Genomic DNA, 26,481 nt, shown 5'->3' with positions numbered 1-26,481 from the left:
CGACGCGCGCCTGGCAGGTCGGAGCGCGCTCGGTGGGAGCCGACCCTGTCGGCGATTCCTGCGGAGCCGGATCTCACCCCCGTTCGAACGCCTGCCTCGGCAACGGCGGCAGCGTCGCCTCCAGCGCCCGCACGGCGGCGTCCATGTCCACCGAATCCACCGCCTCATGCCCCCGAAGCAACTGCTCCACCAGCACGTCCTGCGCACGCCCGCGCTCCAGCGCATACGCATACGGAAGGTGGGTAAAGGTGACCATGCGATAACGCGGCAGGTAATGCGTGGGCGAACGCTCCGCCAGCAGCGCCCCAAGCTCGCGCTTTCGCAGGTAATGCGGATCGGCGACCGAATCGCGCATTTCCACGTAGTTTTCCAACGCCATCTGCGCGATGGCGTCGGCATTGGGCTTGCGCCGGCGCTCGAACTCCGCGAACACGGCCGCGGCGTCACCCGGCTGCGCGGCGAACAGGTCCGCCAGTTCCGCCGCGTCCTCAAAGCCGCAATTCATGCCCTGCCCATGGAAAGGCACGATCGCATGCGCGGCGTCGCCGATCAGCAGGGCGCGGCCGCCGACATGCCAGCGGTCGAGGTAGAGCGTGCCGAGGGTACCCACGGGATGCGCCGACCAATCGGCGGCGAACTCGGGCATGAGGGCAAGCGCATCGGGGAAATCGGCGCGGAAGAACGCCTCCGCGGCGCCCGCGCCGGCGATGGTGCGGAAGCTGGGATGCTCGCCGTCGTTGGGCAGGAACAGGGTGACGGTGAAGCTGCCTTCGCGATTCGGCAAGGCGATGCACATGTAGTGCCCACGCGGCCATATGTGCAACGCGTTGCGCTCGATCGCGAACGGTGCGGCGGGATCGCTTCCGGGCGGGATCTCCAGTTCCTTATAGCCGTGGCCGAGTTCCTCCACGCGCTCGCCCAGGGGCGAATGCAGGTGCATGGCCGCGCGCAGCGCGGAACCGGCGCCGTCCGCGCCGATGACGATGGGCGCCTCGACCGTACGTTCCACGCCCTGGGCGTCGCGCAACGAGAGGGTTCCCGCATCGAGGTCCGCGCCCGCCAGGCCCTGGTCGAAGTGCACCGTGGCACCGGCCGCCTCGGCGGCGTCGAGCATCAGCGTGTTGAGGCCACCACGCGACACCGACCAGATCACTTCGGAATCGTCCACGCCATAGCGTTGCAGGCCGCTATGGCCGGCGGGATCGTGGACCATGCGCCCGCGCATCATCACTGCCTGCTCGAGCACGCGGTCGGCGAGACCGGTGGCGCGCAAGGCATGCAGGCCGCGTTCGGCCAGGGCGAGGTTGATCGACCGGCCGCCCTGGAAGCCCGCCTGGCGAGGATCGGAGCGTTTTTCGTAGACGGTGACGCGGAAACCGCGCTGGGTGAGCAGGGTGGCGACCAGGGCGCCGACCAGTCCGGCGCCGACCACGGCGATGTCGTTACGGGGCATGGAGGCCTGCATCCGGGCGCGAGATATTGCGGGGCAGCGCATCGTGCGCCGCAGCGCCGCCGGGGGCAAGCCCGCGGCGGCGGGGCTCTTAGCTGGGTTTCTTGCCCGTGCGGGTCGCGGGCCGGACCGGCTCGGCCGGCTTGGCCGTCGCGGCGTCGAGGAAGCCGCGCTGCATCGACTTCCAGACGTCGAGGTTGCGCTCGGTCATCTCATTCAGCATGGACCACGGCGTCTGGCCCATCAGGCTGTTGAGCTGGTTGCGGAACTGTTGCTGCTGGTCGAGGAAGACTTGCAGGCTCCGCTCCAGGTACGGCCCCATGAAGCCCTGCAGGGAGTCGCCGTAGAAGCGGATGATGTGGGAGAGCAACTGCGGCGACAGCATGGGCTGGCCGTGCTCCTCGTGTTCCGCGATGATCTGCAGCAACACGGAACGGGTCAGGTCTTCACCGGACTTGGCGTCGCGGACCTCGAAAGTTTCCCCGTCGAGCACCAGCTGGCGGACTTCCTCCAGCGTGATATAGCTCGAGATTTCCGTATCGTAGAGACGACGGTTCGGATACTTCTTGATGATGCGTAGGGTTTGTGCCATGCGGCGAAAGCTACCACGAGGTATTGCGCCGCACCAGTTGCGGTGACTGGCCGTAATCGTTTACGGATTTCACATTCGTGTTTGGATCGATTTAGCTAACTTTGTTTTAATGTGCTGCCGCACCCCCCGCATTCCCGAACGGCGGCTTCGCCAGCCAGAGGATCGGAATCAGGGCGAGGAAAAGCAGCGCGCACCCCCAGAACACGTCGTTCACGGCCAGCGTGGCCGCTTCCCGCGTCACCAGTTGATCGACCACCGCGAGGCCCGGCTTGCCCGGAATACCCAGTGTCGTGAGCTGCTGGGTAAACGCCGTGGTCGCGGGCGACGCGTGCGTCACGTATTCGGTGAGCGAGGCATGGTGCGATTCGGTGCGATGCTGCCAAAGGGTGACGGTCACTGCTGTGGACACGCTCGACGCCAGCGTGCGGCAGAAGTTCGCCAGTCCCGACGCGCCCGCGACCTGATCCGGGTTGAGGCCGGAGAGGAAGATCTGGTTGAGCGGGATGAAGAAGCACGCGATGGCAATGCCCATGATGAAACGCGGCAACACCAGCGTGGCGAACGAGGCGCTGCTGTTGAACTCCGAGAACCAGAACGCGGTGAAGGCGAACACGATGAAGGCGAAGGTCACCACGGCGCGCAGTTCGAGCCGCTGGATGTTCTTGCCGATGAAGGGCGATACCAGGAAGGCGAGGATGCCCACCGGCGCGGTGGCGAGGCCGGCCCACGTCGCGGTATAGCCGAGCGTGGTCTGCAACCACAGCGGGAACACCACGTTGATGCCGAAGAAGGCGAGCATGCCCAGCGATAGCGCGGTGACGCCGACCGCGAAATTGCGCCGGGTGAACAGCGAGAGATCCACCACGGGATGTTTCGCGGTGAGTTCCCATATCACCAGGAAGACCAGGGCTACGAGTGCGATGAGTCCCAGCGTGAGGATCATCGGCGAGGCGAACCAGTCATGGTCGTTGCCGTTGTCCAGCATGAACTGCAAGGAGCCCACGCCGATCACCAGCAAGGCTAGCCCGACGGTGTCGATGGGCGCACGCGTGATCTTCGTCTCGCGATGGCGAAGGATGCTCCAGGTCACCACGCCGGCCGCCGCGCCCACGGGCACGTTGATGTAGAAGATCCACGGCCAGGAGAAATTGTCGGTGAGGTAGCCACCGAGGATCGGGCCGAAGATCGGCGCGACCACCACCGTCATCGCCCACATCGCCAGTGCGATGCCTTGCTTGGTTTTCGGATAGCTGGCCAACAACAGCGACAGCGACAAGGCCACCATCGGCCCCGAGCCCGCGCCTTGCAGGAGGCGGAAGATCACCAGCATCGGCATGCTCGTGGCCAGGCCGCAGAGCATGGAGAACGCGACGAACAGCGCCACCGATACACAGAACGTGCGCACTTCCCCGAAGCGTTTCGCCAGCCAGCCTGTCAGCGGCTGCATGATCGCGCTGGCCAGGGCGTAGGAACTGATCGCCCACGTGCCCTCGCTCGGACTCACGCCGAGGCTGCCAGCGATATGCGGCACCGCGACGTTCACGATCGTCATGTCGAGGATCTCCATGAAGGTGGAGAACGCGACGGCGATCGTCAGCAGGACCAGTGGCCCGCCATGCAACGGCTTGGGGCCGTTGGCGGGGGCGGCGTCGGGAAGGGCGGCGGCGTCGCTCAAGGCACGTCGGCTCCGAGATTGTCACGAACGATGGCGTCGGCGGCGGCATCGGCCTTCGCGGCGACCTCGTCGTAGACGCGCGTCTGCGCGACCGGCGTGGTGGACGGCTGCTTCGCGAGCACGTCACCCTTGTCGTCGGTGATGTCCACCGTCACGGCGGTGGACAAACCGATTCGCAGCGGATGCTTGTCGAGGTCTTGCGGGTCGAGCGCGATGCGCACGGGCACGCGCTGCACGACCTTGATCCAGTTGCCGGTGGCGTTCTGCGCGGGCAGTAGCGAGAACGCACTGCCTGTACCGGCGCCAAGGCCCACCACCTTGCCGTGGTATTCCACGCCGCCCCCGTAGATATCCGCCTCGATCTTCGCCGGCTGGCCGATGCGCACATGGCGCAACTGGCTTTCCTTGAAGTTCGCGTCGACCCAGAGGTCGTGCAGCGGCACCACGGTCATCAGTTGCTGGCCGGGCTGCACGCTGTTGCCGACCTGCACGCTGCGCTGGGCGACGTAGCCGTCGATGGGGGCGACGATGGCGTTGCGCTGCGCGGCGACCCACGCCTGGCGGAAGTTGGCGCGAGCCTGCTCCACGGCAGGGTTGCCCTGCACGTCGCTGCCGTCGACCAGGGCGCGGGCGGCGTCGGCCTGGCGCTGCGCGGCGTCGAGCGCGGACTGCGCGCTGGTGACCGCATCGCGTGCGTGTTGCACTTCCTCGGGTGCCACGGCCTTCTCGGCGAGCAGCGGCAGGCGGCGCTTGAGGTCGTCCTGCGCGCGTTTCAGGTCCTGCCGCCGGGCGACGAGCGAGGCGTCGGCGCCGGCCGCCGACTGGGTCTGCTGGCGTACCTGGCGCACCGCCTGGGCGAGCGCGCTGCTGGCTTTGCGCAGGGCGACATCGGCATCGGTCGGGTCGAGCCGGACGAGTACCTGCCCGGCGTTCACGCGCTGCGTGTCGTCGGCATAGACGCCGACGACGATGCCAGGCACCTGGGCTGAAATACCGACCTGGTTGCCGCCGACATACGCATCGTCGGTGGTCTCGCGCGTGGAGAACACGAACAACCAGAGCAGGACCCAGGTGATCGCGGCAAGGACGAAGACCGCCAGCGCGATCAACAGCGCGCGGGTGCGCTTGCGCTTGTCCTTCGGCGCGTTGCCGCCATCGTCCTGGGCGCGCGGCGTGTCGGTGGGATTGGCGCTCATGGGCTGGTGGCTCCGTTCGTGCGAGGCGTGGAAGGGGATGCGATGGTTTCGGCGCGGTATCCGCCGCCGAGGGCCTTGATGAGGGCGACGTCGGTGGCCAGGGCCTGTCCATGCAGGTCGGCCTCCATGTCCTGTTGCTGGATCAGCGCGGCCTCGGTGGCCAGCGATTCGCGGTCGTCGCGAACCCCACGCGCGGCACGGGCGCGAGCGCTGGCGAGCAAGGCGTTGGCGGCCTCGACCTGCGCGTCCTGCTGCGCGCGACGGTCGGCGATCTGCTGCGCGCCGAGCGCCTGGGTGGCCACGTCTCGTGCGGCGCTGGCCACGGCGGCGTTGTACTGGGCGACCGCCGCACCGAGTTGCGCGCGGGTGACACCGTGATTGGCTTCCAGCGAGCCGCCCTCGAAGATCGGCAGGTGGATCGCCGGCGTGAGGGCGAAGACGCGGCTATCGGCCGAGAAGACCTTGTCCATGTCGATGCTCGACAGGCCGGCCATGGCGCTCAGGCTCACGTCGGGGAAGAACTGCGCGCGCGCCGCGTCGGTCTGGCGCAGCGCGGCTTCCACCTGCCAGCGGCTGGCGGCGATATCGGGCCGGCGCGCCATGAGGTCCGTGCCAGCGTCCGTCGGCAGCCCGGGTGTCACCGCCGGCAGCGGCCGCGGCGTCAACGCGGGAAGCTCGGCGGGCGACACGCCGACCAGGGTGGCGAGCGAGGCGCGGCGGATATCCGCCGAACCCTGCAGCGCGACGCGTTGCTGCCGCGCGCCGGCCAGTTCGGCTCGCGCCTGCTGCGCCGTGTCGGGTTCGTCCACGCCCTGTTTCACCCGCAGTTCGGCGATGCGCAAGGCGCGCTCGCGCGCGGCGACGAGGCGGTCGGCGAGGGCGACACGGGACTCGTCGGCCAGCCATCCGAAATAGGTATCCGCGACCACGGCCTGGATGTTGAGCGAAGCGGCCGAGCGTTCCGCTTCGGCGGCGCGTGCGCTGTCGATCGCGGATTCGATCGTGTAGCGCTTCTTGCCCCACCAGTCGAAGTCGTAACGCACCTGGATACCCAGATCGGCCTGGTTGTACCAGGTGAAACCGAGGAATTGCGAAGGAATGAGGCCGTGCTCGCTCATCCGCTGGCGCGCGACCTGGCCGCTGCCGTCGACACGCAGGCCGGACTGAGCGGCGGCGACGCGGATGTTCTGCTCGGCGGATTCCACGCGCGTCCTGGCCTGGGCGAGGTCCGGTGCACCGCGCAGCGCGAGGTCCATCAGCGTGTCGAGTTGCGGGTCGCCGTAGACGCGCCACCAGTCGGCCGCGGGCCAGCCGGCGCGGGTGCCGGTGGAGAGACCCGCCAGGGGTGCCTCCTCACGTAGCGCGGGGCGGTCGATCTTCGCCGGCACGTGGCAGGCGGCGAGCAACACGGCCACCGCGCCTGCGAGCAGGGCGGGGCGGAGCGATATACGAATCATGGGCTGGCGTCCGTGTCGACCGTACGGTCGATGTGCAGGGCGAGTTTCTTGAGCAGCTTCTCGAAGGTCTTCCGTTCCGTGGCGCTGAAGCAGGCGAACGACTCCGTCACGGCCGGAAACATGGGCGGTAGCAGCTTGGCGACGAAGCGCCGGCCGGCTGGCGTGATCCGTAACAACACCTGGCGCCGGTCATGCGTGGCGTGGGAGCGCGAGATGAGGTCGAGCTTGGCCAGCACGTTGGCGATGCGCGTCATGTTGGTGGGCTTCTGCTCGGCGAGCACGCACAATTCGCCCGGTGTGGCGCTGCCGTCCTCGCTGCTGTACAGCATCATCAGCGTGCGGAAATCGCTGTCGTTCAAGCCGTGGGGCTTGAGTCTGTCCTCGAACTCGCGCAGCAGCGCACCCGCGGTCAACATCAGCAGGCGGACGAGGACCACTTCGGACTTCGGCAGCTCCGGGATGCGGCCGGCGACGCGGCCGACGCCCTCATAGAGCGCCTCCACGCATGGCTTGAGGCTAGGCATTTCGCTGGTAAATAGTTCGCTGGTGAACTATTAGATTAGCAAGCATCGCCGGGATACCGCAACATGCCGGTTTGCCAGGGGCGGCCTATAGCCCGAACAAACGCTCCGCGTTGGCCGTGGTCGCCGCGGCGATGTCCGTTTCCGGCGCGTCGCGCAAGGTCGAGATGGCCCGCAAGACGTCCCGCATATAGGCAGGCTCGTTGCGTTCGCCGCGGTGCCGCGAACAGGGCTGGTCGGGAGCGTCCGTTTCGAGCAGCAGCCATTCCAGGGGCATGCCGGCGATCACGCGATGGATGCGGTTGGCCCGGTCGTACGTCACGGGTCCGCCGATACCGATATGGAAGCCGAGATCGAACAACTGGCGCGCCTGTTCCTCACTGCCGGAGAAGCTATGCACGACCCCGCGCAGGCCGCCGATGCGGCGCAGCGTATGGATCGTTTCCTCGAAGGCACGGCGTGCGTGGACGATGACGGGCAGGCCGTGTTCCTTCGCGACGTGCAACTGGCGTACGAACAGATCGCGCTGGCGCCCTGGATCCAGCCCGTCGACGTAGAAATCGAGGCCGATCTCGCCGACGGCTACCGTGCCTTCTTTCTCCAGCCAGGTGGGCAATTCGTCGAGGTGGGTATCGCGATGATGCTCGAGGAACAGAGGGTGCAGCCCGAAGGCGGGATAGACGCCCGCACGGGAGGCCGCCATTTCCTCGACCTTCTCCCAGTTCCCGCGGTCGATCGCTGGAACGATCCAGCGCCGCACGCCGGTTTCGGACGAACGGTCGAACATCGCCGCCCGGTCGGCATCGAACGAGGCGTCGTCCAGGTGGGCATGGGTGTCTACGAGATCGAGCATGTCGGTGTGATGCCGGGATGAAGGGTGGATGCAGTCTAAGGCGTCGTTCAGTTTACCGACTGTCAAATGTGACCGAGGCGACTTCCGGGTGATGGGGCTCTGGCGCCATCGAGGTCGCTGACCTTTGTTAGGAGATTAGGGTTATGAGCAGGTTGAAGATTTCCGTCCTGAACGCTGGTTTGGGCGCGGCCCTGGTATTGAGCCTTTCCGCCTGCAACCGCGATGCGAACGCCGACATCGCGAATGCCCCGGCTCCGGCTCCCGAAAGCGCTCCGGCGCCGGCCCCCGAGCCGGAGGGTCCGAAGTACGGACGCGTCGTCAGCGTGGACCCGATCCGTGCGCAGGCTTCGGCACCGCAGCGCGAGTGCCATGACGAAGTCGTGACCCGGCGTGCGCCGGTGAAGGACCAGCACCAGATCGCCGGCACCGCCATCGGCGCGGTGGCGGGTGGTCTGCTGGGCAACCAGATCGGTGGCGGCAAGGGCCGCACGCTGGCCACGGTGGCCGGTGCGGTCGGCGGCGGTTACGCGGGCCACGAGATCCAGGAGCGCCGCCAGGAGACCAACACGGTCACCAGCACCGTACGCAAGTGCAGCACGGTGTCGGCCGGCAATAGCGACAAGATCGTCGCCTATGACGTGCGCTACGAATACAAGGGCGTGACCCGCACGGTGCGTATGGACCACGACCCGGGCGATCGCGTCGAAGTGCAGGAAGGTGTCTCGGTCGTCTCCGACGCGCGTTGATCCACGAACCATTCATGAGGGCGTAAGCCATGCATAGCATCGTCCGCAAGAGCGGCATCGTCGCGGTGGCCCTGGCCACGCTGTCGCTGTCCGCGTGTTACGAAGAGCCGCGCCGGGTCTACCGGGAGGACCGCGTCGTCTACTCCGGTGCGCAGCGAGGATGCGAGCAATGCGGTGTCGTCGACGACATCGAGCAGGTCTACGTGCAGAAGGACTCCTCGCCCTTGGGCGCGGTGATCGGTGCCGTCGCCGGTGGCGTGCTGGGCAACACCATTGGCAAGGGCGATGGCCGCTCCGCCGCCACGGTGGGCGGTGCCGTCGTGGGTGGCCTGGTCGGCAACCAGGTGGGCAAGCGGAACGGCTCCGACGACGTGGCCTTCCGCGTGCGGATCCGTCTCGACGACGGCCGCTGGGCAACGGTGACGCAGCGTGAGGATCCGCAGCTGCGTCGCGGCGATTACGTCGAGGTACGTGGGGACCGCGTTTACAGGCGTTGATCGTTTAGCCGTAAAGACGTCCAAAAAAAGCCCGCCTCATGGCGGGCTTTTTTTTGTAGTCCCCAATGAGACCGCCAGTTGGTGGGAGCTGACCCTGTCGGCGATCCCGCGGCAGCGGGCCAGGTTGCGGCGAGCACCCATCGCCGACAGGGTCGGCTCCCACCAATGCAGTCAGTGCCACACGTGTTATCCGTGGCGGCAAATACTTTTCCACAGGCAAAAAAAAGACCCTCGTCCGAGGGCCCCTTTTCCCGGAGATCCCAAGCTGCCCGCCTGGATCCCTTTTCCCCCGCACGTTCTTGCGTCAGTTGACGGCGTAGAACGCGTGGTCGCCGATCTTGCGAACGACACGGCTGCTCGACCAGCTCGGCGCCACCGCGACGGTAGCGAAATGATCGGCTTGCGGTACGTAGACGAGGCGTTCGCTCTTGGGAAGGCTCCAGTTGTTCATGGAGTCGCCGGCGATTTTCCATGCCTTGTTCCACGCGACGAGATCGTTGATCTCGAAATCCTTCGGCGTGGTGGTGATAGCGAACTGGCGCGGAGCCTTCACGACTTCACAGACGTTGTTGCCGCCCATGCCGCGATCGCGGCGACGTAGAGCGACTTCCGCCACGGCGTACTGGCCGATGGTCGGTTCACTGCGTGCCTCGAGATACACCGTCGTCGCCAGGCAGGTCTGGTCGGCGAGGTGGCTTGGAAGGACGGACGCCATCCAGAGCAAAGCGGAAAGTTTCATGTGTATCTGCCTCCAACGAGCTTTTCCGTCACTTGCGGCCTTGGAAGAGCCATGGGGGACGTATGAGCGGTAGACGGGCGGGCAGGCCGTTACTACCTGGACCAACCGACGGCATCCGATGGGTGTGAGAACACGGATGGCGCGGGCGTCACACACTGTGACTTAACTGGGCGGCTGTCCGGAGCCACCCGGTATGGGGTGTCGCCGAATGAGTTCGGCTCACGACGCGCCATGGGGATGCGCGTTACGTTGTGCTCCGGCGGGGGCCGGGTCGCGCCAGAACCGTCATCATCGACGGATCGTCGCGGGTGTAACCGTGCAGTGACAACACGGCCACGCAAATGGATCGGCGGAGCCTAGTGGCGCGTGTCGATTTGCGCAAGTGCGCGGGCGGCACGGTTCAGCTTCGACTCACACAAACGAGCGAACATTTTTTTACGATGTCGTCGCCATGTTCACTCGGCAAACGTCGACAAGACATGCAGACGTACGCCTTCTGTTTCAAGAGTGTCCGCCTGCGACATCGTGTCGTCCAGTACGACCAGTGATGTAGGCGAAGACGAATAGGTGTGCTGCATCAAGACGATGCCAACCTCACGTCCGTCAACGTGCAGTGAATGTCCTTCCTGCAACGCAACATCGGATCGGACGATGCGCAAGTGGCGTTTGTGTCCGCCGAGGAAATGCAATCGCGCCGCGATTTCCTGCCCTGGAAAGCAACCTTTGTCGAATGACACGGCGCCGAGCCTTTCCATCGACAACGCGGGCGGAAGCAACGTGCCGAGCGCCCGGTCGGGAAGCCATGCGTAACCCTTGTCGATGTGTCGTGCTATCCATGCGTCGTCACCTTGTCGCGTGCCGATACGCAACGATGCGTCACCTTCACCGAAGAACAGTGAATCGTCTTTTTCTTGCGCTTCGCCTTCGGCCACAGGCGCGCCGTTCGATACATGCAGGTCGCCGGAGACATGCATCGTCACCTTGGAGCGGAAAACGAAACGTTGAAGGTCGGCGGCGAGCGACGGTGCATCGCCGCCGCGAGGAAGGGCGACGTAACGGTCGTCCGCGAGACGGGCGACCTGAAGCAGCGCACGGACGCGCCCCTTGGGATCGAGCCATCCGCTCCATTGCCACCGGCCGACGCCGAGGGACAGGACATCGCTGCTGAACTGGGCGTTGGCGAACGCGCCGGCGTCGGGGCCGGCGAAGGTGATGGTGCGAGTGGTACGGCTCGGCATGGGGAGGCGCAAGGCAGGGCGGAGGGGTAAGATATACGGTCCAGCCCTGGCCAAACCAAGCCTTGCGGCTTTCGTCAAGGTTGTGCTGCCGTTGCACAGGTATTACGCTTTTAGGGCTTTATAACCATGTCCGACAATCCCTCCGAACCCCAGGACGCGAACGATTCCGCTCCGGCGAAGCCGCTCGTTCCGCCGATCGCCCCCACGAATGGCGGACCAAGGGTCGAGAAAGCGCCATTGGACCCCACGCGTTACGGCGATTGGGAAAAAAACGGACGCTGCATCGACTTCTGACCGATCGGAAGGCGAGGGAAGGCCGTCGGGCATCTAGCGATTCCAATCCAGGATAGCCGCCATGGCACAAACGGGACGACCGCTTTCACCGCATCTCCAGGTCTACAAGTGGCAAGTGCAGATGGTTTCTTCCATCCTGCATCGCGCCACCGGCATCCTCAATGCCGTCGGTAGCCTCATCATCGTCTGGGGGCTCGCCTCCATCGCCGCCGGTCCGGAGGCCTTCGGGACGTTCACCAGCGTGGCCGGCAGCCCGTTCGGCACGGTCCTCATGATCGGCTGGACCCTGAACTTCTTCTACCACCTGTGCAACGGCATCCGTCATCTGGCACAGGACGCCGGCGCCGGCTACGCCGTCGAAACCTTCATCCGTTCCAGCTGGCTTTCCATCGTCGGCGCCATCGTGCTGACCGCTCTGGTCTGGGGCTACGTGCTGCTGGGAGCCCAGGCATGAACAAGGATCTGCGCAACCCGCTCGCCCGCGCCCGTGGCCTGGGATCGGCGAAAGAGGGCGTCAGCCATTGGATGCTCCAGCGCGTCACCGCGCTCGGCCTGATCTTCCTCACGCTCTGGTTCGTCTTCACCGTGGTGAGCCTGGCACACGCCGATTTCGACACGGCCCGCGCCACGCTGGCGAAGCCGTGGAACGCGGTGCTCCTCATCGCGCTCATCATCACGATGTTCCGGCACGCCGTCATCGGCCTGCAGGTCGTGATCGAAGACTACGTCCATACCCGCTGGCTCGAAGTGGCCTCGCTGGTCGTCATCAAGTTCATCGCCGTACTCGCCACGCTTACGGGCGTACTGGCCGTGTTGCGCGTCGCGCTCGGAAGCTGATCGATGGAATCCTACAAGGTTCAACAACACAAGTACGACGTGATCGTGGTCGGCGCCGGTGGCGCTGGCCTGCGCGCCACCTTCGGCCTCGCCGAGAAGGGCCTCAAGGCCGCCTGCATCACCAAGGTCTTCCCGACGCGCTCGCACACCGTGGCGGCCCAGGGCGGCATCTCGGCCGCGCTGGGCAACATGGGCGAAGACGATTGGCGTTTCCATTTCTACGACACGATCAAGGGTTCCGACTGGCTCGGCGACCAGGATGCGATCGAATACATGTGCCGTGAGGCCATCCCGGCCATCATCGAGCTCGAACACTACGGCGTGCCGTTCTCGCGTACCGAGGAAGGCAAGATCTACCAGCGTCCGTTCGGCGGCATGACCACCCATTACGGTCAGGGCACCGCGCAGCGCACCTGCGCCGCGGCGGACCGCACCGGCCACGCCATCCTGCACACGCTGTACCAGCAGGCGCTCGCGCACGACGCCACGTTCTTCATCGAGTACTTCGCCATCGACCTCGTCTTCGAGGACGGCAAGTGCGTGGGCGTGCTCGCGCTCGACATGAACGAAGGCACGTTGCACCTCTTCCGCGGTCACGCGGTGGTGATGGCGACCGGTGGCTACGGCCGCGCCTACTTCAGCGCCACCTCGGCGCATACCTGCACGGGCGACGGTGGCGGCATGGTGCTGCGCGCCGGCCTGCCGTTGCAGGACATGGAGTTCGTGCAGTTCCATCCGACCGGCATCTACGGTGCAGGCTGCCTGATCACCGAAGGTGTCCGTGGCGAAGGTGGTTATCTCACCAACTCCGAGGGCGAGCGCTTCATGGAGCGCTATGCGCCGAACGCGAAGGATCTCGCTTCGCGCGACGTCGTCAGCCGCGCGATGACCATCGAGATCCGCGAAGGCCGTGGCGTGGGCCCGAACAAGGATCACATCCACCTCAACCTGATGCACCTCGGCCCCGAGGTGATCGGCGAGCGCCTGCCGGGCATCGCCGAATCCGCGCGCATCTTCGCCGGCGTGGACGTGACCAAGGAGCCGATCCCGGTCCTGCCCACCGTCCACTACAACATGGGCGGCATCCCGACCAACTACCATGGCGAAGTGGTCACCAAGCGCGACGACGATCCGGATTCCATCGTGCCGGGCCTGTTCGCGATCGGCGAGGCCGCTTGCGTGTCGGTGCACGGTGCCAATCGCCTGGGCTCGAACTCGCTGCTCGACCTGGTGGTGTTCGGCCGCGCCGTAGCCCATCGTTGCGCTGAACTGATCAAGCCGGACACCCCGCACAAGGATCTCCCGGCCAATGCGCTGGACAAGATCCTGGGCCGGTTCGATGCGCTTCGTCACGCCGACGGTGGCACGCCCACCGCGCAGATCCGCGCCGAGATGCAGAAGACCATGCAATCCGACGCCGCGGTGTTCCGTACCGGCGAGACGCTGAGGGAAGGCAAGGCGAAGATCTCCGCCGTGTACGACTCGTTCAAGGACGTCAAGGTCAGCGATCGCTCGATGGTCTGGAATTCCGACCTCATCGAGACGCTGGAATTGTCCAACCTGCTCGCGCAGGCGGTGGCCACCATGCATTCGGCGGAACAGCGCCCGGAAAGCCGTGGCGCCCATGCGCGTGAGGACTTCCCCGACCGCGACGACCACGACTGGCAGAAGCACACGCTGGTGTGGATCGACGAGGCGGGCCAGTCCAGCTTCGACTTCCGCCCGGTGCACATGTACACCTTGACGGACGATGTCGAAGTCGTGCCGCCGAAAAAGCGCGTTTACTGATACCGGACCGGAGAGGCAATCGTGGCAGAGTTCACGCTACCCAAGAATTCCAAGATCCAGGCCGGCAAGCATTTTCCGGCGAAGGGCGCGAAGAACGTGCGCACCTTCAAGGTCTATCGCTGGACGCCGGACGACGGCCAGAATCCGCGCACCGACACGTACGAGGTCGATCTCGACGCGTGTGGCCCGATGGTTCTCGACGCCCTGCTGAAGATCAAGAACGAAATCGACTCGACGCTCTCGCTGCGCCGCTCGTGCCGCGAAGGCATCTGCGGGTCGTGCGCGATGAACATCGACGGCACCAACACGCTGGCATGCACCAAGGCCATCGAGGATTGCGGTAGCGGCACGGTCAACATCTATCCGTTGCCGCACATGCCGGTGGTGAAGGATCTCGTTCCCGATCTCACCCACTTCTATGCGCAGTTCGCCTCGATCAAGCCGTGGATGCGTACGCAGAGCCCGGCGCCCGCCGACAAGGAGCGCCTGCAGTCGCCCGAAGACCGCAAGAAGCTCGACGGTCTCTACGAGTGCATCCTCTGCGCCTGCTGCTCGACCTCGTGCCCGAGCTACTGGTGGAACGGTGACCGTTACCTCGGCCCCGCGATCCTGTTGCAGGCCTACCGCTGGATCGTCGACAGCCGCGACGAGGACACCGGCGCGCGGCTGGACGACCTGGAAGACCCGTTCAAACTCTACCGTTGCCACACGATCATGAACTGCGCGCGCACCTGCCCGAAGGGTCTCAACCCGGCGAAGGCGATCGCGGAGATCAAGAAGCTGATCGTGCAGCGCCGCTCGGCCTGACGGGCGCTCCACTTGGGGGAGCTCCACCCATTGGGAGCTTCGCCCGGTGGGAGCCGACCCTGTCGGCGATGGGCGCTTGCGGAGACCTTGCCCGCTGCCGCGGGATCGCCGACAAGGTCGGCTCCCACCAGGGTCCGGCTCCCCACCAGGGTCCGGGTTCCACCAGGGTCCGGCTCCCACAGTGATTTCGGTGACCTGTAATGGAAGAAGCTCGCCTCAAACGTCTGCGTTGGCGTACCCGCCGGGGTACGCGCGAGCTCGATCGCCTGTTCGGCGGCTGGCTGGACGAGCGCTTCGCCGACGCGGACGAAGCCATGCGGCTGGCTTTCGACGAACTGCTCGACGTGCAGGATCCCGATCTCTGGGATTGGGTGATGGGCCATGCCCGCGCTCCCCGCGAGGACTGGCAGGCGATCATCGATGATATCCGCGCGAGGTACGGGCTTTGACGTCCGTCCGTCAGCGACGCTGAGCCGCTTCGGCGCGGGCGTCGTCGCCCTGGCGACGATCGCTCCGCTGTTCACCGACTTGCCATGGACCATCCGCTGGGCGCTCGCCCTGGGCATCGCGTGGTGCGGCTACCGGCGGCTGGTGGCGTTCCGGCGGTCCGCCATCGTCTCGCTGCGATGGACGCCCGACGATGTCTGGTTCGTTCGCTTGCGTGGCGGCGCCGAGCGTCCCGCGGACCTGGAAGATGCACGAATTTTCGGCACCTCCGTCTTCCTGCGCCTGCGCTGGCGCGATGGCGGGGGAGAGGTTGCCTTGCTTCCCGACAACGCGCGAGCAGACGACCTCCGCCTCCTGCGCGCCCGCCTTTCGACCCGGCAGGCGCCTTGAAACCGACGCCACGCTGTCCGGATGCCGGGAACCTGCTTGCCCCGACCGGCCGCATCGGGCACTCTGCCGCGCGGTGCATGCCTTTCGTGGCGGCCCACTCACTACAGGCTGTTGTCGACCGGTATGTTCAGACCCCTCGAGCTCTTCATTGGTTTGCGCTACACGCGCGCGAAGCGCCGCAACCAGTTCATCTCCTTCATCTCCACGGTCTCGATCGTCTGCATCGCGATCAGCGTGACCGCGCTGATCACCGTGATGTCGGTGATGAACGGCTTCGATAGCGAATTGCGCAACCGCATCCTCGGCGCCGTGTCCCACGTGACGGTGTCGGGAATCGATGAAACCGTGCAGGACTGGCAGAGGGCGGTGAAAACCGCCGAGGCCACCAAGCACGTGCGCGGCGCGGCGCCCTACGTGGAGATCCAGGCCTTCCTGCAGGCCAAGCGGCCCAGCGGCGCCATCATCCGCGGCATCCTGCCCTCGATGGAGCCGAATGTCTCCGACATCGACAAGCACATGGTCGAAGGCAAGATGACCGATCTCACCGACCGCGGCTGGAAGATCATCGTGGGCCGCGAACTGGCCCTCGCGCTCGGCGTCAGCGTGGGCGACAAGGTCACCGTCGTGGTGCCCCAGTTCACTGCCACGCCCATGGGCGCAGTGCCGAAGCTGCGCAGCTTCACGGTCAGCGGCATCTTCGAACTGGGCATGCAGGAATACGACGCGAACCTCGCCCTGATCGATATCCAGGACGCGCAGCGTCTCAACGGACTGGGCGGGCCGACCGGCATCCGGCTCAAGCTCGACGACATGCGCGCGGCTTATCCGGTGGCCCAGGACCTGGTCAACACCCTTGGCCAGTCGTATCGCGTCGAGACCTGGATGGACACCCACGCCAACTTCTTTCGTGCGATCGACATGGAGAAGACGGTGATGTTCGTCATCCTCTCGCTGATCATCCTGGTGGCGGTCATCAACCTCATTTCGATGCTGATGATGCTGGTGACGGACAAGCAGGCCGACATCGCCATCCTGCGCACGCTGGGTTCCACCCCGCGCAGCATCATGGGCATGTTCATGGTGCAGGGTCTGCTCGTGGGTATCGTCGGCATCGGGCTCGGTGTGTTGCTCGGCGCGCTGTTGTCGTACAACCTGCCGGCGCTGGTGAAATGGATCGAGCACGTGACCGGGCAGACCTTCCTTTCGCCCGACGTGTATTACATCAGCGAATTGCCCAGCCAATTGCTGTGGTCCGACGTGGGCTGGGTGGTCCTGGTCACGTTCGCCTTCTCGCTGCTGGCCACCTTGTATCCGGCGTGGCGCGCCTCGCGCACGCAGCCCGCCCAGGCACTCCGTTATGAATAAGCCCAACGACGACATCGTCCTGCGCGCCATCGGCGTCGCGAAGGTCTACGAGGAGGGCGACCTGCGTACGGGCGTCCTCTCCAACGTGAATTTCTCGCTGCGCCGTGGCGAGACCATGTCCATCGTGGGTGCGTCGGGTTCGGGCAAGTCCACGCTGTTGCACATCATCGGCGGCCTCGACACGCTGAGCGCGGGCAAGGTCGAGGTGAATGGCCGCGTCCTCTCCGAATTGTCGGACGCCGAACGTGGACGCGAGCGCAATCGCTCGCTGGGCTTCATCTACCAGTTCCATCACCTCCTGCCCGAGTTCACGGCGCTGGAAAACGTGTGCATGCCGCTGTTGATCCGCGGCGTGTCGATCGGGCAGGCGCAGAAAGAGGCCACCGCGCTACTCGAACGCGTGGGGTTGGGGGCGCGTCTGCGCCACCGTCCGGCCGAGATGTCGGGCGGCGAGCGCCAGCGTTGCGCGGTCGCGCGTGCGCTGGTCACGCGCCCCGCCTGCGTACTAGGCGACGAACCCACGGGTAACCTCGACGAAGCCAATGCGGCCCACGTCTATGAATTGATGATCGAACTCAACCGTGAAATCGGCACCAGCTTCGTGCTGGTCACCCACGATTCGCGCCTGGCCGGCCGCATGGACCGCACGCTCGAGTTGCATTCGGGCGAGCTGCACGAACGCTAGATCGATCGCTCCAGCACCCGTTCGGCGGCGGAGCGGCCGGCGTTGTCAGCCATCGCGACCACGGCGTAGTTGTGGCCGCCGTCGGACCAGTAATTGGCGAGCAGGCCGCTGTCCTCGCGGCTGCCGCGCGGCAGCATGTGCCGGGCCGGACCGGGTGGGCGCACATAGAAGCTCACCGTGTGGCCGTTTCCATCGTCGTAGAGCACCATCGCCGCCGGCCCCTGGTCGGTGGCGAAGAGCCGGCCGCCCATCGGGCGGAAGCCCGCATCGGCCAGGTCGGGCAAGCGCACGTTCGATCCGACGCGGCCCGAAAGCCACGCACGCAGGTCGCCTTCGTTGCCGGTGGTGATGTCCATGCCCACGCCGTGGTCCAGTGCCAGCAACCGATAGGCCTGCATGGCATCGGCCATGGGCGCCTTCCCGGTTCCCATGCCGCGTGCGGCCCAGCCGCCCAGGCCGCCCACGATCAGGCACAGGAGCAGGCTGGCCGCGGTGGCCCAGCGGACCGCATGGCGGTGCCGTGCCCGGGCGCGAACCTCGGCGGGGTCCATGGACGCCGGCATGTCCGTGAGGTCGCCGGCAAGCAGGGCACGCAGCTGCTGGGCGTCCTGCCGCCAGCCCTGGACCTCGTCGGCCTGGTCGGGGTGCCTGGCGAGGTAACGCTCGACCTCGCCACGGCGCGCGCCGTCCAGGTGTCCGTCCACGTACGCGTGGATATCGTGTTCGCTCGGGGGTGTGGTGTTCATTTCAGGAGCCGCAGGGAAGGGGGGCGGACTTCGCCTTCGCCCAGCCGGCGCAGCGTGCGGCGGGCGCGAGAGAGACGTGACATCACCGTGCCGATCGGAACCTGCAGGATGTCCGCGACTTCCTGATAGCTCATGCCCTCGACGGTGATCCAGATGAGGAGGCTGCGTTGTTCCACCGGTAGCCCGGCGAAGGCGGCCAGGGTGGAGTGGGCCGTGGCGACACGCTCGGCGGACGGCCAGCTGGCTTCCTCGTGGGCCAGGGAGCCGAGCAGCCTCGCATAGCGGCCGGCCCGGCGCTTACCATCGAGGAACAGCCGGTACAAGATGGAAAACAGCCAGGCCCGCAGACTTTCGTCGTCACGCCTGGTGTGCCATTTGGTCAAGGCCCGTTCCACCGTGGACTGGACCAGATCGTCGGCCGCGCTCGAATCGCGCGCGAGCCACAGCGCGAAGCGCCGCAAACGCGGCAGCATCGTGCGCAGGGCTTCGTCGATTCGTGGATCGGACATGCGGGTCCCGTGGGGGAGTGGATGGACGTAGGACGTCCGCTGAGATGAATTATTCCCCTACCGGGAATAAAAGACCCTGACGCACGTCCCACCCTGCAATGCCACCCCAAAACCTCACCGGTCGGAGAGATGACAATGCAAGAACCCGAGACGCGGCACCCCCCGGCACATGCGGCCTGGCGATGGGCATTGATTGGGCTGGTCGTGGCGGGCGTCGCTGCCGCCTTCGGTTACGTTGGCGGCTGGCTGGCGCCCGGGCGCCTGACCCCGAAGCGGATCATCGACACGCTCCAGGCCAACGGCGGGGAACACCCCGGTTACCGCCGCAATCACGCCAAGGGTATCTGCGTGGCCGGCCGTTTCGAGTCCAACGGCGCGCTGGCCACCTATTCGACGGCGCCCTTGTTCGCTCCCGGCAGTACCCCCGTGGTCGGCCGGCTCGCCATTCCGGGCGGAAATCCTTATGCCGCGGACAGCTCCGTCCCCATTCGCAGTTTCGCCCTGCGCTTCGACCTCGCGGATGGCGAGCAGTGGCGTACCGGCATGAACGCCATGCCGGTCTTCCCCGTGTCCACGGCGAAGGCCTTCTACGACTTACAGGTAGCGACGCATCCGGATCCCGCCACGGGCAAACCGGACCCGGCGAAGCCGAAGGCGTTCTTCGCCGCGCACCCGGAGACGGCGGCGTTCCTGGCGTGGGTGAAGACGGCCAAGCCGTCGGCGAGCTACGTGACCGAGACGTATGAAAGCATCAACGCGTTCTATTTGCGCGATGCGGCGGGGCAGCGCCACGCCGTGCGCTGGAAGGTCGTTCCCGAGCAACCACCGGCCGGTGACGGCGGCCCGGCCGCGGGCGATCCGGACTACCTCGCCGCCGACCTGGCGAAGCGGCTCGGTGAAGCCCCGCTGCGCTGGCACCTGCGCATGGTGTTCGCCGCCGACGGCGATCCGGTCGACGACGCGACCAAGGTATGGCCGGACGACCGGCAAACCGTGGATGCCGGCACGATCGTGATCGATCACATGGAGGCGCAGGCCGACGGCCCCTGCCGCGACGTCAACTACGACCCGACCATCCTGCCGCGTGGCATCGAGGTGTCGAACGATCCCTTGCTCGTGGCCCGGTCCGCGGCGTACGCGGATTCGTACCTGCGGCGCACCCGCGAAGAGGGTCATCTGCCCGGTACGGCCAGCCCGAAGGAGAATCATCCATGAGCCGCGCAGACACCTTCCATCCGTTCGCCCGCGTGTTGCACTGGTTGATGGCGGCGGCGATTCTTTCGATGCTGTTCGTCGGCGCCGGCATGGTGACCTCGGTCGAAGCCAGGCACGCGTGGCTGCTCGCGATCCACAAGCCGCTTGGCATCGTCATCTTCGTGCTCGCGCTGGTTCGCCTCGGCTTCCGCCTGACCCATCCGGCGCCGCCGCTTCCCGCGGACATGCCCGAGTGGCAAAAGCTTGCCGCTCACGGGTCGCACTGGCTGCTCTACGCGTTGATGATCGCGATGCCGCTGATCGGCTGGGGCATGCTGTCGGCCGGCAATTATCCGGTGACACTGGGCGGTGGTGTTCGCCTGCCGCCGATCCTGCCCTTCGACGCGGCCCTCTTCGCGTGGTTGCGCGAGGCACATCGCTATCTCGCGTGGTTGTTCTTCCTGACCTTCCTCGCCCACATGGGCGCGGCGTTGATGCATGGGCTGATCCGCAGGGACGGGGTGCTCCAGTCGATGACCGGAGGAAAACGGCCGGCCTGAAGGGGCATCGGCGGGCGGCGGCATGCGGCACAATGGCCCGATGCGCCACGTGCTCGTCGCCACGCTGATGCTGCTCGCCGGATGCCGTTCGCTCGGGTACTACGCCCATGTGACGCATGGGCAGGCCGCGCTGCTCGCCGAGCGGCGTTCGATCGACAAGGTCGTGGCCGATCCGAAGACGCCCGACGTCACGCGCCGCCGGCTGACGCTCGCGCGTGAGGCGCGCCGCTTCGCCTCCACCAGCCTGGGTCTGCCGGATAACCGCAGCTACACCTATTATGTGCAGCTGGACCGTCCCTGGGTGGCGTGGAACGTGTTCGCCACTCCCGAGCTATCGGTGTCGGCAGTGACACACTGCTTCCCGGTGGCGGGTTGCGTCGCCTACCGTGGCTACTTCCGCAAGGACCTGGCCGACCGGGAAGCGGCGCGTGAGCGGGCCTCGGGCCATGACGTGGCCATCGGCGAAGTGCCTGCCTATTCCACGCTCGGCTGGTTCGCCGATCCCATTCTCAGCAGCATGCTGCGTTGGGATGACGACGAACTCGCCGCCACCATCTTCCACGAACTGGCCCACCAGAAAATCTACGTGAAGAACGATTCGTCGTTCAACGAGTCGTTCGCGACCTTCGTGGAGCGCGAAGGCCTGCGCGAGTGGCGGCTGGCGAGGAACCAGCCGGTGCCGGACGAGAAGGGCGATATCCTGGAGCGGTCCTTCACCACGCAGATTCTGGCGCTGCGCGACCGCCTGGGAGCGATCTATGCCCAGCCGTGGGCGGACCAAGCGAAGCGGGTGGCCAAGGCCGAGGAGTTCGAGGCGTTTCGCGGCCACTACCTCGCATGGCGAGATGGCGAGGCGGGCGGGGACCATCGTTACGATCGCTGGATGAAAAGGCCGTTGAACAACGCGGCCCTCCTGCCGTTCGGCCTCTACGATACCTGGGTGCCCTCGTTCGCCGCGCTGTTCGCGCAGGTGGACGGGGATTGGCCGACGTTCTTTGCGCGGGTGAATGGGCTGGCGAGGATGGCTCCGATGGAACGGACGGGCGAACTGGAGAGGTTGCGCCCCAGCGTTCACCAGGGGAAACACAGTGTCCGATGATGGACGTCCAGACGGCTAGCCGGCGGTGTAAGGTGGATCGTTCGCGTGAATAGGTGCCATCCATGCCGCTTATATCTTCCTGGTTACGTATCCGCTTCTGGAAGCGGGTGGCGGCGGGCTTCGTGCTCGGTGCGTTCACCGGCTGGCTGCTGGGCCCGTCGGCCGCGACGTGGTTCGGCCCATTGGGCGATCTCTACGTCACCCTGATCAAGATGATCGCGGTGCCGCTGGTGTTCTTCGCCGTCCTGCACAGCGTGTCCAGCCTGCATGGGGTGAAGGACGTGGCGGCGCTGGGCGGGCGCACGTTCGCCTGGTTCGCGGCGACCGCGACGCTCGCCGTGCTGGTGGGGCTGCTCGTGGCGCATGTGACCCAGCCGGGACTCGGGGTGGAAGGACTGACCACGCCCGCCGGCTGGAAACCGAAGGTCGTGCCCGAGCCGGTCAAGGTGCTCCTGGACATCGTGCCGGCCAACCCGTTCCGCGCGCTGAGCGAGGGAAAGATCCTGCAGGTGATCTTCTTCGCGGGCTTGCTGGGCCTTGCCCTGGTGAAGATCGGCGAGAAGTCGGCGCGCCTGCGCGCGCTGACCACCGAAGCCAACGACGGCATGATCCAGGTCACGCGGTTCGTGCTCGAAATGACGCCGCTGGGCACGTTCGGCCTCATCGCCGCGCTCGTGGGCGCGTACGGTTTCGAGAAATTGCTGCCGCTGGCGACCTTCGTCGGTGCGTTGTATCTCGCCTGCGCGTTGCAGATCGTCGTGGTATACGGCGGCTTGCTGATCACGCATGGCCTCAATCCGCTCAAGTTCTTCCGCGCGGCGTTTCCCGCCATGCAGGTGGCTTTCACTTCCTCGTCGAGTTTCGCGGCGATGCCGATCGCATTGCGCAGCGTCGTGCGCAACATGGGCGTGAAGGAGGAATACGCCGCGTTCGCGGTGCCGCTGGGCGCGAGCATCAAGATGGATGGTTGTGGCGCGATCTACCCCGCGATTTCCGCGGTGTTCATCGCGCAGTACTTCCATCTCGACCTGCAACCGGCGCAGTACATGGTGATCCTGCTGGCCTCCGTGCTCGGCTCGTTCGGGACCGCCGGCGTGCCCGGCACGGCCATGGTGATGGTCACCCTCGTGCTCACCTCCGCGGGACTTCCGTTGGAAGGCATCGGCTACCTCGTCGCGATCGACCGCATCCTCGACATGATGCGCACGATGACCAACGTCACCGGACAGATGGTGGTGCCGGTGCTGGTCGCGCGCGAGCGGGGGATTCTCGACCTCGAGGTTTACAACCGGGCTTCCAGTGAATTGGTGGTCGAGGGGGAGCGGGCCTGAGGGGCCTTGTATCGCCGACAGGGTCGGCTCCCACCTCCCACCAAGCTGGCCGCTGCGGGGCAGGATGTACCTTGCCCGGTGGGAGCCGACCCTGTCGGCGATGGCTCAGGGCGAGACTTTCCGCCCGGCCATATGCTTCAGGTAAGCCACCAGATCGTCCAGATCCGCATCCGATAACACCTTGGCGTCGAATGCCGGCATCTTCGCCTGGGGCCAGCGGCGGAGGTTCTGCGGATTGCGCACGAGCGTGCGCAGCATGTCCTCGCGGAAGTATTCGGTCGGGCTGTGCGGAATGTTGAGATCCGGTCCCACCTTCGCATCGCCCTGGCCATTCAGCGTGTGACAGCTGATGCAGTTGCGCTGGAAAACGGCAAAGCCACGCCGCGCCGGCGCATTCGCGGGTAGCCCGGCGGCCGGCCGCATCGCCGGGAAGCGTGCGGCTGGATCGGCCTGCACCTTGATCGCCGCCACCTGGTAAGGCCACTGCTCGGGACCGACGTGACCGGCCTCGGGATGCAGCCAGACGAGGTAGAAAGGCCCGGCGCTGGGCTTGCCTTCGCCGAGCTTCGGCCAGGGCCTGGCGGCCGGCTCGATGGCAAGCCATGCCTCCGCGCCGTGTCCGTCCAGGACGAGGGAAGCCGGAATCTCGGCGGTGAAGCCATCCAGCGCGACGAATTGCAGGTGCGCGTCGCCAGGAAACGCCTTCCAGCAGCGCTTTCAAAGGCACCGCGCGATAGCTCATCGCGGCATGGTAGGACACGTCGCCCGGCACCCGGATCTCGCGTACGTCCGGACGAGCGAGCAACTGTTCCGTACTGAACCGGCGTGGCCCGCTTCCCGTCTCGACGGTGAGCGTGGCGGCGAACGCGAGGTGCGCGTGAACGAGGAGCATCAGGCCGATGATGAGACGCACACGGATTCCTTGGAAGCTTGGCATGGGGGCAAGGTGTCGCGGTACCCTCGGATTATCGCTCCCGCGACCCCATGTCGCGCATTCGACCCGTTCACGGATTTCGCCCATGGCCGAGACCAGCGTTCCCGACTTCTTCCAGCGCTTCCCCATGCAACGCATCGTCAATGCGGAACTGGATGCGGACCTCGCGGCCGACGACAACCGCATCGTCATCCTGTTCCTGTGGGGGCGCGACTGCCCGAACTGCGATATCGCGAAGCGGCAGGTCCTGTTGACCCCCGAACGTTTCGTGTGGCCCGAGGTACGCTGGTTGCACGACAACGTCTATGACGATCCCAGCATGGCGACGCGCTTCGGATTGCATGGCATTCCCGCCTTTTTCCTGTTCCATCGCGGCAGGAAGCTCGGCCGCATCACGTCGTGGCCGGGCACGCAGCCGTTCGTGGATGCGGTGAACCGGCAGATCGCGGCCACGGGCGCCAGCGCATGATCATCCGGTCGCTGCTCGACACGGACCTCTACAAGTTCACCATGATGCAGGTGGTACTGCATCAGTACCCAGCGGCGCAGGTGGAATACCGCTTCCGCTGCCGCACGCCGGGCGTGGATCTGGCGCCGCTCATCGGCCGCATCCGTGAGGAATTGCAGGGATTGTGTTCGTTGCGCTTCACCGAGGACGAACTCGCCTACCTGGGCAGCCTGCGCTTCATCGACAGCGATTTCGTGGACTTCCTGGGCCTGTTCCAGCTCAACGCGAAGTACGTCACCGTGGACCCGTCGCCGAAGGGCAATGGCGAGATAGAGATCGTGATCGCCGGACCTTGGTTGCACACGATCATGTTCGAAGTGCCGCTGCTGGCCATCGTGAACGAACTCTATTACCGGACAGCGTATCCGGACATGGACCTCGGCGAGGGCAGGGCGCGCTTGCGGTCGAAGATCGAGCTGCTGCGCGATACCCGTGGCTACGAGGGTGTCCGCGTCGCCGACTACGGCACGCGCAGGCGTTTCTCGCAGCGCTGGCACGAGGAAATGCTCGGCGTCATGAAACGCGACCTCGGTACGCAGTTGGCGGGCACGAGCAACGTCTGGCTTGCCATGCGCCTGGGCCTGGTGCCGATCGGCAGCATGGCGCACGAATACCTGCAGGCCTTCCAGTCGCTGGGACCGCGACTTCGCGACTCGCAGACGGCGGCACTCGAGGCGTGGGCGCGCGAGTACCGCGGCGATCTGGGCATCGCGCTGTCGGACGTCTACGGCCTGGATGCCTTCCTGCGTGACTTCGACATGTATTTCTGCAAACTGTTCGATGGCGCACGCCACGATTCCGGTGACCCCATCGTGTGGGGAGACCGCGTGCTGGCGCACTACGAGTCGAACCGTGTCGATCCGCGAACGAAGACACTGGTGTTCAGCGACAGCCTGGATATCCCACGCGTGATGGAGCTTTACCGGCACTTCGCCGGGCGCTGCCTGCTTTCGTTCGGCGTGGGCACCAACCTCACCAACGACGTGGGGCCGGCGCCCATCAACATCGTGATCAAGATGACCCGCTGCAACGGCCAACCGGTGGCGAAGCTTTCGGATTCTCCGGGCAAGAGCATGGGTACCGAAGACCCGGACTACATCGCGTACCTGCGCCGGGTCTTCGAGATGCCGGCTCAGAAGGCCGGCAACACCGCGCCGCCGTAGTTCTTCTCGATGAAGGCCTTCACTTCCGGCGAGGTGAGCGCCTTGGCCAGCTTCTGCACACGCGGGTCGTCCTTGTTGTCCTGCCGCGAGACGAGGAAGTTCACGTAGGGGGAGTCCTTGTCCTCGATCAGGAGGGCGTCCTTCACCGGATTGAGCTTCGCGGCGAGCGCGTAGTTCGTGTTGATCAGCGCGAGGTCCACTTCACCCAGCACGCGTGGCAGCATCGCCGCCTCCAGTTCGCGGAACTTGAGGTTTTTCGGGTTGGTGGCGATGTCCTTGAGCGTGGCAAGGCGATCACCCGGGTTTTTCAGCGTGATCAGGCCATGCTTGGCCAGTAGCAGCAGCGCGCGGCTGTTGTTGCTGGGGTCGTTGGGAATGACAACGTCCGCGCCGTCGGGAAGCTGGTCGATCGACGTGTACTTGCGCGAATAGGCGCCGAAAGGCTCGATGTGTACGCCCACCACCTTGACCAGGTTCGTGCCGCGCTCGCGGTTGAAGGCATCGAGGTAGGGCTCGGTCTGGAAGAAGTTCACGTCGAGCTGCTTCTGCGCCACCTGCATGTTCGGCTGCACGTAGTCGGTGAACACGCGGATCTCGAGCCTGATTCCCTCCCGTGCCAGCAGGGGCTTGATCTCCTTGAGGATTTCAGCGTGAGGCACGGGTGTCGCCGCGATGGTCAGCGTGGCCTCGCCGGAACCTTCCTCCTTGCCGGCGCCATTGCCCCCCGAACAACCCGCGACCATGAGCGTGAAGGCGGCGGCGAGGGGGAGCAGGTACTTCTTCATGGGAGGCGTCCATCGCGATGTTGCGGTGCGACAGCATAGACGTCCATACCGCCAGATGCAAAGCCGCCCGCGTGG

Annotated in this window: 30 protein-coding genes; 17 read left to right on the top strand and 13 right to left on the bottom strand. The window is 65.9% G+C overall.

From position 1 onward, the window contains the following. Positions 1-73: 73 nt before the first annotated feature. From QFZ41_RS01865 to QFZ41_RS01835, 7 genes are all read right to left on the bottom strand, one after another. Positions 74-1,453 (bottom strand): FAD-dependent oxidoreductase, encoded by a 1,380-nt coding sequence (locus QFZ41_RS01865; RefSeq protein WP_429197202.1) that lies wholly within the window; start codon positions 1,451-1,453, stop codon positions 74-76. 88 nt (positions 1,454-1,541) lie between these two features. Beyond that, positions 1,542-2,042 carry a polyhydroxyalkanoate synthesis repressor PhaR gene (phaR, locus tag QFZ41_RS01860; protein ID WP_371024070.1) on the bottom strand — a complete coding sequence of 167 codons (501 nt, stop codon included), beginning with the start codon at positions 2,040-2,042 and terminating at the stop codon, positions 1,542-1,544. 106 nt (positions 2,043-2,148) lie between these two features. Continuing rightward, positions 2,149-3,717, bottom strand: a complete 1,569-nt coding sequence (locus QFZ41_RS01855; RefSeq protein WP_429197201.1) for a DHA2 family efflux MFS transporter permease subunit — start codon at positions 3,715-3,717, stop codon at positions 2,149-2,151. Next, positions 3,714-4,913, bottom strand: coding sequence for an HlyD family efflux transporter periplasmic adaptor subunit (locus QFZ41_RS01850; protein WP_429197200.1), 1,200 nt, complete (start codon positions 4,911-4,913; stop codon positions 3,714-3,716). Before QFZ41_RS01850 ends, QFZ41_RS01855 begins: the two co-directional genes overlap by 4 nt. Then, a complete protein-coding gene (locus QFZ41_RS01845; RefSeq protein ID WP_429197199.1) occupies positions 4,910-6,370 on the bottom strand; it encodes an efflux transporter outer membrane subunit in 1,461 nt (486 codons plus the stop codon). The genes QFZ41_RS01850 and QFZ41_RS01845 overlap by 4 nt, the downstream gene beginning before the upstream one ends. Beyond that, on the bottom strand, positions 6,367-6,894 hold the full coding sequence (locus tag QFZ41_RS01840) for a MarR family winged helix-turn-helix transcriptional regulator (RefSeq protein WP_429197198.1): 528 nt from the start codon (positions 6,892-6,894) through the stop codon (positions 6,367-6,369). Before QFZ41_RS01840 ends, QFZ41_RS01845 begins: the two co-directional genes overlap by 4 nt. Before the next feature lie 85 nt (positions 6,895-6,979). Then, positions 6,980-7,744, bottom strand: coding sequence for a TatD family hydrolase (locus QFZ41_RS01835; RefSeq protein ID WP_429197197.1), 765 nt, complete (start codon positions 7,742-7,744; stop codon positions 6,980-6,982). Between the two features lie 143 nt (positions 7,745-7,887). On the opposite strand from QFZ41_RS01835, the gene QFZ41_RS01830 reads away from it, so the two are divergent. Together QFZ41_RS01830 and QFZ41_RS01825 are read left to right on the top strand one after the other, a co-directional pair. After that, positions 7,888-8,490 (top strand): glycine zipper 2TM domain-containing protein, encoded by a 603-nt coding sequence (locus QFZ41_RS01830; protein WP_429197196.1) that lies wholly within the window; start codon positions 7,888-7,890, stop codon positions 8,488-8,490. Positions 8,491-8,519: 29 nt separating this feature from the next. Then, on the top strand, positions 8,520-8,987 hold the full coding sequence (locus QFZ41_RS01825) for a glycine zipper 2TM domain-containing protein (RefSeq protein WP_429197195.1): 468 nt from the start codon (positions 8,520-8,522) through the stop codon (positions 8,985-8,987). A 304-nt stretch (positions 8,988-9,291) separates the two neighbouring features. Here QFZ41_RS01825 and QFZ41_RS01820 read toward each other — a convergent pair whose 3' ends face one another. Beyond that, entirely contained in the window at positions 9,292-9,726 is a 435-nt protein-coding gene (locus QFZ41_RS01820) for a cell wall hydrolase (RefSeq protein ID WP_429197194.1), read from the bottom strand. A gap of 455 nt (positions 9,727-10,181) precedes the next feature. Next, complete coding sequence (locus QFZ41_RS01815) at positions 10,182-10,964, bottom strand: YgfZ/GcvT domain-containing protein (RefSeq protein ID WP_429197193.1); 783 nt, start codon at positions 10,962-10,964, stop codon at positions 10,182-10,184. A 126-nt stretch (positions 10,965-11,090) separates the two neighbouring features. Here QFZ41_RS01815 and QFZ41_RS01810 point away from each other — a divergent pair, with 126 nt between their 5' ends. The 9 genes from QFZ41_RS01810 to lolD all read left to right on the top strand — a co-directional run bounded on the left by QFZ41_RS01810 (position 11,091) and on the right by lolD (position 17,577). Next, a complete protein-coding gene (locus QFZ41_RS01810) occupies positions 11,091-11,258 on the top strand; it encodes a DUF1674 domain-containing protein (RefSeq protein WP_429197192.1) in 168 nt (55 codons plus the stop codon). 61 nt (positions 11,259-11,319) lie between these two features. Beyond that, complete coding sequence (gene sdhC / locus QFZ41_RS01805; RefSeq protein WP_429197191.1) at positions 11,320-11,712, top strand: succinate dehydrogenase, cytochrome b556 subunit; 393 nt, start codon at positions 11,320-11,322, stop codon at positions 11,710-11,712. Then, a complete protein-coding gene (gene sdhD / locus QFZ41_RS01800) occupies positions 11,709-12,095 on the top strand; it encodes a succinate dehydrogenase, hydrophobic membrane anchor protein (RefSeq protein ID WP_429197190.1) in 387 nt (128 codons plus the stop codon). The genes sdhC and sdhD overlap by 4 nt, the downstream gene beginning before the upstream one ends. Before the next feature lie 3 nt (positions 12,096-12,098). After that, positions 12,099-13,883 carry a succinate dehydrogenase flavoprotein subunit gene (gene sdhA / locus QFZ41_RS01795; protein ID WP_429197189.1) on the top strand — a complete coding sequence of 595 codons (1,785 nt, stop codon included), beginning with the start codon at positions 12,099-12,101 and terminating at the stop codon, positions 13,881-13,883. A gap of 21 nt (positions 13,884-13,904) precedes the next feature. After that, a complete protein-coding gene (locus QFZ41_RS01790) occupies positions 13,905-14,690 on the top strand; it encodes a succinate dehydrogenase iron-sulfur subunit (RefSeq protein WP_371024084.1) in 786 nt (261 codons plus the stop codon). Between the two features lie 200 nt (positions 14,691-14,890). Continuing rightward, complete coding sequence (locus tag QFZ41_RS01785) at positions 14,891-15,139, top strand: succinate dehydrogenase assembly factor 2 (protein ID WP_429197188.1); 249 nt, start codon at positions 14,891-14,893, stop codon at positions 15,137-15,139. After that, positions 15,111-15,527: a hypothetical protein gene (locus QFZ41_RS01780; RefSeq protein ID WP_429197187.1), complete on the top strand. Its 417-nt coding sequence runs from the start codon at positions 15,111-15,113 to the stop codon at positions 15,525-15,527. Before QFZ41_RS01785 ends, QFZ41_RS01780 begins: the two co-directional genes overlap by 29 nt. Positions 15,528-15,650: 123 nt before the next feature. Then, on the top strand, positions 15,651-16,892 hold the full coding sequence (locus QFZ41_RS01775; protein ID WP_429197186.1) for a lipoprotein-releasing ABC transporter permease subunit: 1,242 nt from the start codon (positions 15,651-15,653) through the stop codon (positions 16,890-16,892). Beyond that, positions 16,885-17,577 (top strand): lipoprotein-releasing ABC transporter ATP-binding protein LolD, encoded by a 693-nt coding sequence (gene lolD, locus QFZ41_RS01770; protein ID WP_371024088.1) that lies wholly within the window; start codon positions 16,885-16,887, stop codon positions 17,575-17,577. The genes QFZ41_RS01775 and lolD overlap by 8 nt, the downstream gene beginning before the upstream one ends. On the opposite strand, the gene QFZ41_RS01765 is transcribed toward lolD, so the two are convergent. Further along, positions 17,574-18,323, bottom strand: a complete 750-nt coding sequence (locus tag QFZ41_RS01765; protein WP_429197185.1) for an anti-sigma factor family protein — start codon at positions 18,321-18,323, stop codon at positions 17,574-17,576. The genes lolD and QFZ41_RS01765 overlap by 4 nt on opposite strands. Continuing rightward, on the bottom strand, positions 18,320-18,832 hold the full coding sequence (locus tag QFZ41_RS01760; protein WP_429197184.1) for a sigma-70 family RNA polymerase sigma factor: 513 nt from the start codon (positions 18,830-18,832) through the stop codon (positions 18,320-18,322). The genes QFZ41_RS01765 and QFZ41_RS01760 overlap by 4 nt, the downstream gene beginning before the upstream one ends. A gap of 135 nt (positions 18,833-18,967) precedes the next feature. Here QFZ41_RS01760 and QFZ41_RS01755 point away from each other — a divergent pair, with 135 nt between their 5' ends. From QFZ41_RS01755 to QFZ41_RS01740, 4 genes are all read left to right on the top strand, one after another. Next, entirely contained in the window at positions 18,968-20,047 is a 1,080-nt protein-coding gene (locus QFZ41_RS01755) for a catalase family peroxidase (RefSeq protein ID WP_429197183.1), read from the top strand. After that, positions 20,044-20,586: a cytochrome b gene (locus tag QFZ41_RS01750; protein WP_429197182.1), complete on the top strand. Its 543-nt coding sequence runs from the start codon at positions 20,044-20,046 to the stop codon at positions 20,584-20,586. Before QFZ41_RS01755 ends, QFZ41_RS01750 begins: the two co-directional genes overlap by 4 nt. Before the next feature lie 40 nt (positions 20,587-20,626). Next, the gene (locus QFZ41_RS01745) at positions 20,627-21,685 is read left to right on the top strand and encodes an aminopeptidase (RefSeq protein ID WP_429197181.1); all 1,059 of its coding nucleotides are present in this window, start codon (positions 20,627-20,629) and stop codon (positions 21,683-21,685) included. Positions 21,686-21,747: 62 nt separating this feature from the next. Further along, positions 21,748-23,016 (top strand): dicarboxylate/amino acid:cation symporter, encoded by a 1,269-nt coding sequence (locus QFZ41_RS01740; protein WP_429197180.1) that lies wholly within the window; start codon positions 21,748-21,750, stop codon positions 23,014-23,016. A 105-nt stretch (positions 23,017-23,121) separates the two neighbouring features. On the opposite strand, the gene QFZ41_RS01735 is transcribed toward QFZ41_RS01740, so the two are convergent. After that, positions 23,122-23,487 (bottom strand): c-type cytochrome, encoded by a 366-nt coding sequence (locus QFZ41_RS01735; RefSeq protein ID WP_429197179.1) that lies wholly within the window; start codon positions 23,485-23,487, stop codon positions 23,122-23,124. Positions 23,488-24,035: 548 nt separating this feature from the next. On the opposite strand from QFZ41_RS01735, the gene QFZ41_RS01730 reads away from it, so the two are divergent. Together QFZ41_RS01730 and pncB are read left to right on the top strand one after the other, a co-directional pair. Beyond that, a complete protein-coding gene (locus QFZ41_RS01730; protein ID WP_429197178.1) occupies positions 24,036-24,419 on the top strand; it encodes a thioredoxin family protein in 384 nt (127 codons plus the stop codon). After that, positions 24,416-25,621: a nicotinate phosphoribosyltransferase gene (pncB, locus tag QFZ41_RS01725; protein WP_429197177.1), complete on the top strand. Its 1,206-nt coding sequence runs from the start codon at positions 24,416-24,418 to the stop codon at positions 25,619-25,621. The genes QFZ41_RS01730 and pncB overlap by 4 nt, the downstream gene beginning before the upstream one ends. On the opposite strand, the gene QFZ41_RS01720 is transcribed toward pncB, so the two are convergent. Next, on the bottom strand, positions 25,591-26,406 hold the full coding sequence (locus QFZ41_RS01720) for a MetQ/NlpA family ABC transporter substrate-binding protein (RefSeq protein ID WP_429197176.1): 816 nt from the start codon (positions 26,404-26,406) through the stop codon (positions 25,591-25,593). The genes pncB and QFZ41_RS01720 overlap by 31 nt on opposite strands. Between the last annotated feature and the right edge of the window lie 75 nt (positions 26,407-26,481).

Source organism: Luteibacter sp. W1I16, assembly GCF_050434905.1.
Lineage (GTDB): Bacteria > Pseudomonadota > Gammaproteobacteria > Xanthomonadales > Rhodanobacteraceae > Luteibacter.
The sequence above is the reverse complement of the archived record's forward strand: the minus strand, read 5'-3'. Positions and strand labels throughout refer to the sequence as shown.

Coding starts and splice junctions, on each gene's coding strand:
- QFZ41_RS01865 (WP_429197202.1), bottom strand. CDS start 1,453: ATGCCCCGTAACGACATCGCCGTGGTCGGCGCCGGACTGGTCGGCGCC.
- phaR (WP_371024070.1), bottom strand. CDS start 2,042: ATGGCACAAACCCTACGCATCATCAAGAAGTATCCGAACCGTCGTCTC.
- QFZ41_RS01850 (WP_429197200.1), bottom strand. CDS start 4,913: ATGAGCGCCAATCCCACCGACACGCCGCGCGCCCAGGACGATGGCGGC.
- QFZ41_RS01845 (WP_429197199.1), bottom strand. CDS start 6,370: ATGATTCGTATATCGCTCCGCCCCGCCCTGCTCGCAGGCGCGGTGGCC.
- QFZ41_RS01840 (WP_429197198.1), bottom strand. CDS start 6,894: ATGCCTAGCCTCAAGCCATGCGTGGAGGCGCTCTATGAGGGCGTCGGC.
- QFZ41_RS01835 (WP_429197197.1), bottom strand. CDS start 7,744: ATGCTCGATCTCGTAGACACCCATGCCCACCTGGACGACGCCTCGTTC.
- QFZ41_RS01830 (WP_429197196.1), top strand. CDS start 7,888: ATGAGCAGGTTGAAGATTTCCGTCCTGAACGCTGGTTTGGGCGCGGCC.
- QFZ41_RS01825 (WP_429197195.1), top strand. CDS start 8,520: ATGCATAGCATCGTCCGCAAGAGCGGCATCGTCGCGGTGGCCCTGGCC.
- QFZ41_RS01820 (WP_429197194.1), bottom strand. CDS start 9,726: ATGAAACTTTCCGCTTTGCTCTGGATGGCGTCCGTCCTTCCAAGCCAC.
- QFZ41_RS01815 (WP_429197193.1), bottom strand. CDS start 10,964: ATGCCGAGCCGTACCACTCGCACCATCACCTTCGCCGGCCCCGACGCC.
- QFZ41_RS01810 (WP_429197192.1), top strand. CDS start 11,091: ATGTCCGACAATCCCTCCGAACCCCAGGACGCGAACGATTCCGCTCCG.
- sdhC (WP_429197191.1), top strand. CDS start 11,320: ATGGCACAAACGGGACGACCGCTTTCACCGCATCTCCAGGTCTACAAG.
- sdhD (WP_429197190.1), top strand. CDS start 11,709: ATGAACAAGGATCTGCGCAACCCGCTCGCCCGCGCCCGTGGCCTGGGA.
- sdhA (WP_429197189.1), top strand. CDS start 12,099: ATGGAATCCTACAAGGTTCAACAACACAAGTACGACGTGATCGTGGTC.
- QFZ41_RS01785 (WP_429197188.1), top strand. CDS start 14,891: ATGGAAGAAGCTCGCCTCAAACGTCTGCGTTGGCGTACCCGCCGGGGT.
- QFZ41_RS01780 (WP_429197187.1), top strand. CDS start 15,111: ATGATATCCGCGCGAGGTACGGGCTTTGACGTCCGTCCGTCAGCGACG.
- QFZ41_RS01775 (WP_429197186.1), top strand. CDS start 15,651: ATGTTCAGACCCCTCGAGCTCTTCATTGGTTTGCGCTACACGCGCGCG.
- lolD (WP_371024088.1), top strand. CDS start 16,885: ATGAATAAGCCCAACGACGACATCGTCCTGCGCGCCATCGGCGTCGCG.
- QFZ41_RS01765 (WP_429197185.1), bottom strand. CDS start 18,323: ATGAACACCACACCCCCGAGCGAACACGATATCCACGCGTACGTGGAC.
- QFZ41_RS01760 (WP_429197184.1), bottom strand. CDS start 18,832: ATGTCCGATCCACGAATCGACGAAGCCCTGCGCACGATGCTGCCGCGT.
- QFZ41_RS01755 (WP_429197183.1), top strand. CDS start 18,968: ATGCAAGAACCCGAGACGCGGCACCCCCCGGCACATGCGGCCTGGCGA.
- QFZ41_RS01750 (WP_429197182.1), top strand. CDS start 20,044: ATGAGCCGCGCAGACACCTTCCATCCGTTCGCCCGCGTGTTGCACTGG.
- QFZ41_RS01745 (WP_429197181.1), top strand. CDS start 20,627: ATGCGCCACGTGCTCGTCGCCACGCTGATGCTGCTCGCCGGATGCCGT.
- QFZ41_RS01740 (WP_429197180.1), top strand. CDS start 21,748: ATGCCGCTTATATCTTCCTGGTTACGTATCCGCTTCTGGAAGCGGGTG.
- QFZ41_RS01730 (WP_429197178.1), top strand. CDS start 24,036: ATGGCCGAGACCAGCGTTCCCGACTTCTTCCAGCGCTTCCCCATGCAA.
- pncB (WP_429197177.1), top strand. CDS start 24,416: ATGATCATCCGGTCGCTGCTCGACACGGACCTCTACAAGTTCACCATG.
- QFZ41_RS01720 (WP_429197176.1), bottom strand. CDS start 26,406: ATGAAGAAGTACCTGCTCCCCCTCGCCGCCGCCTTCACGCTCATGGTC.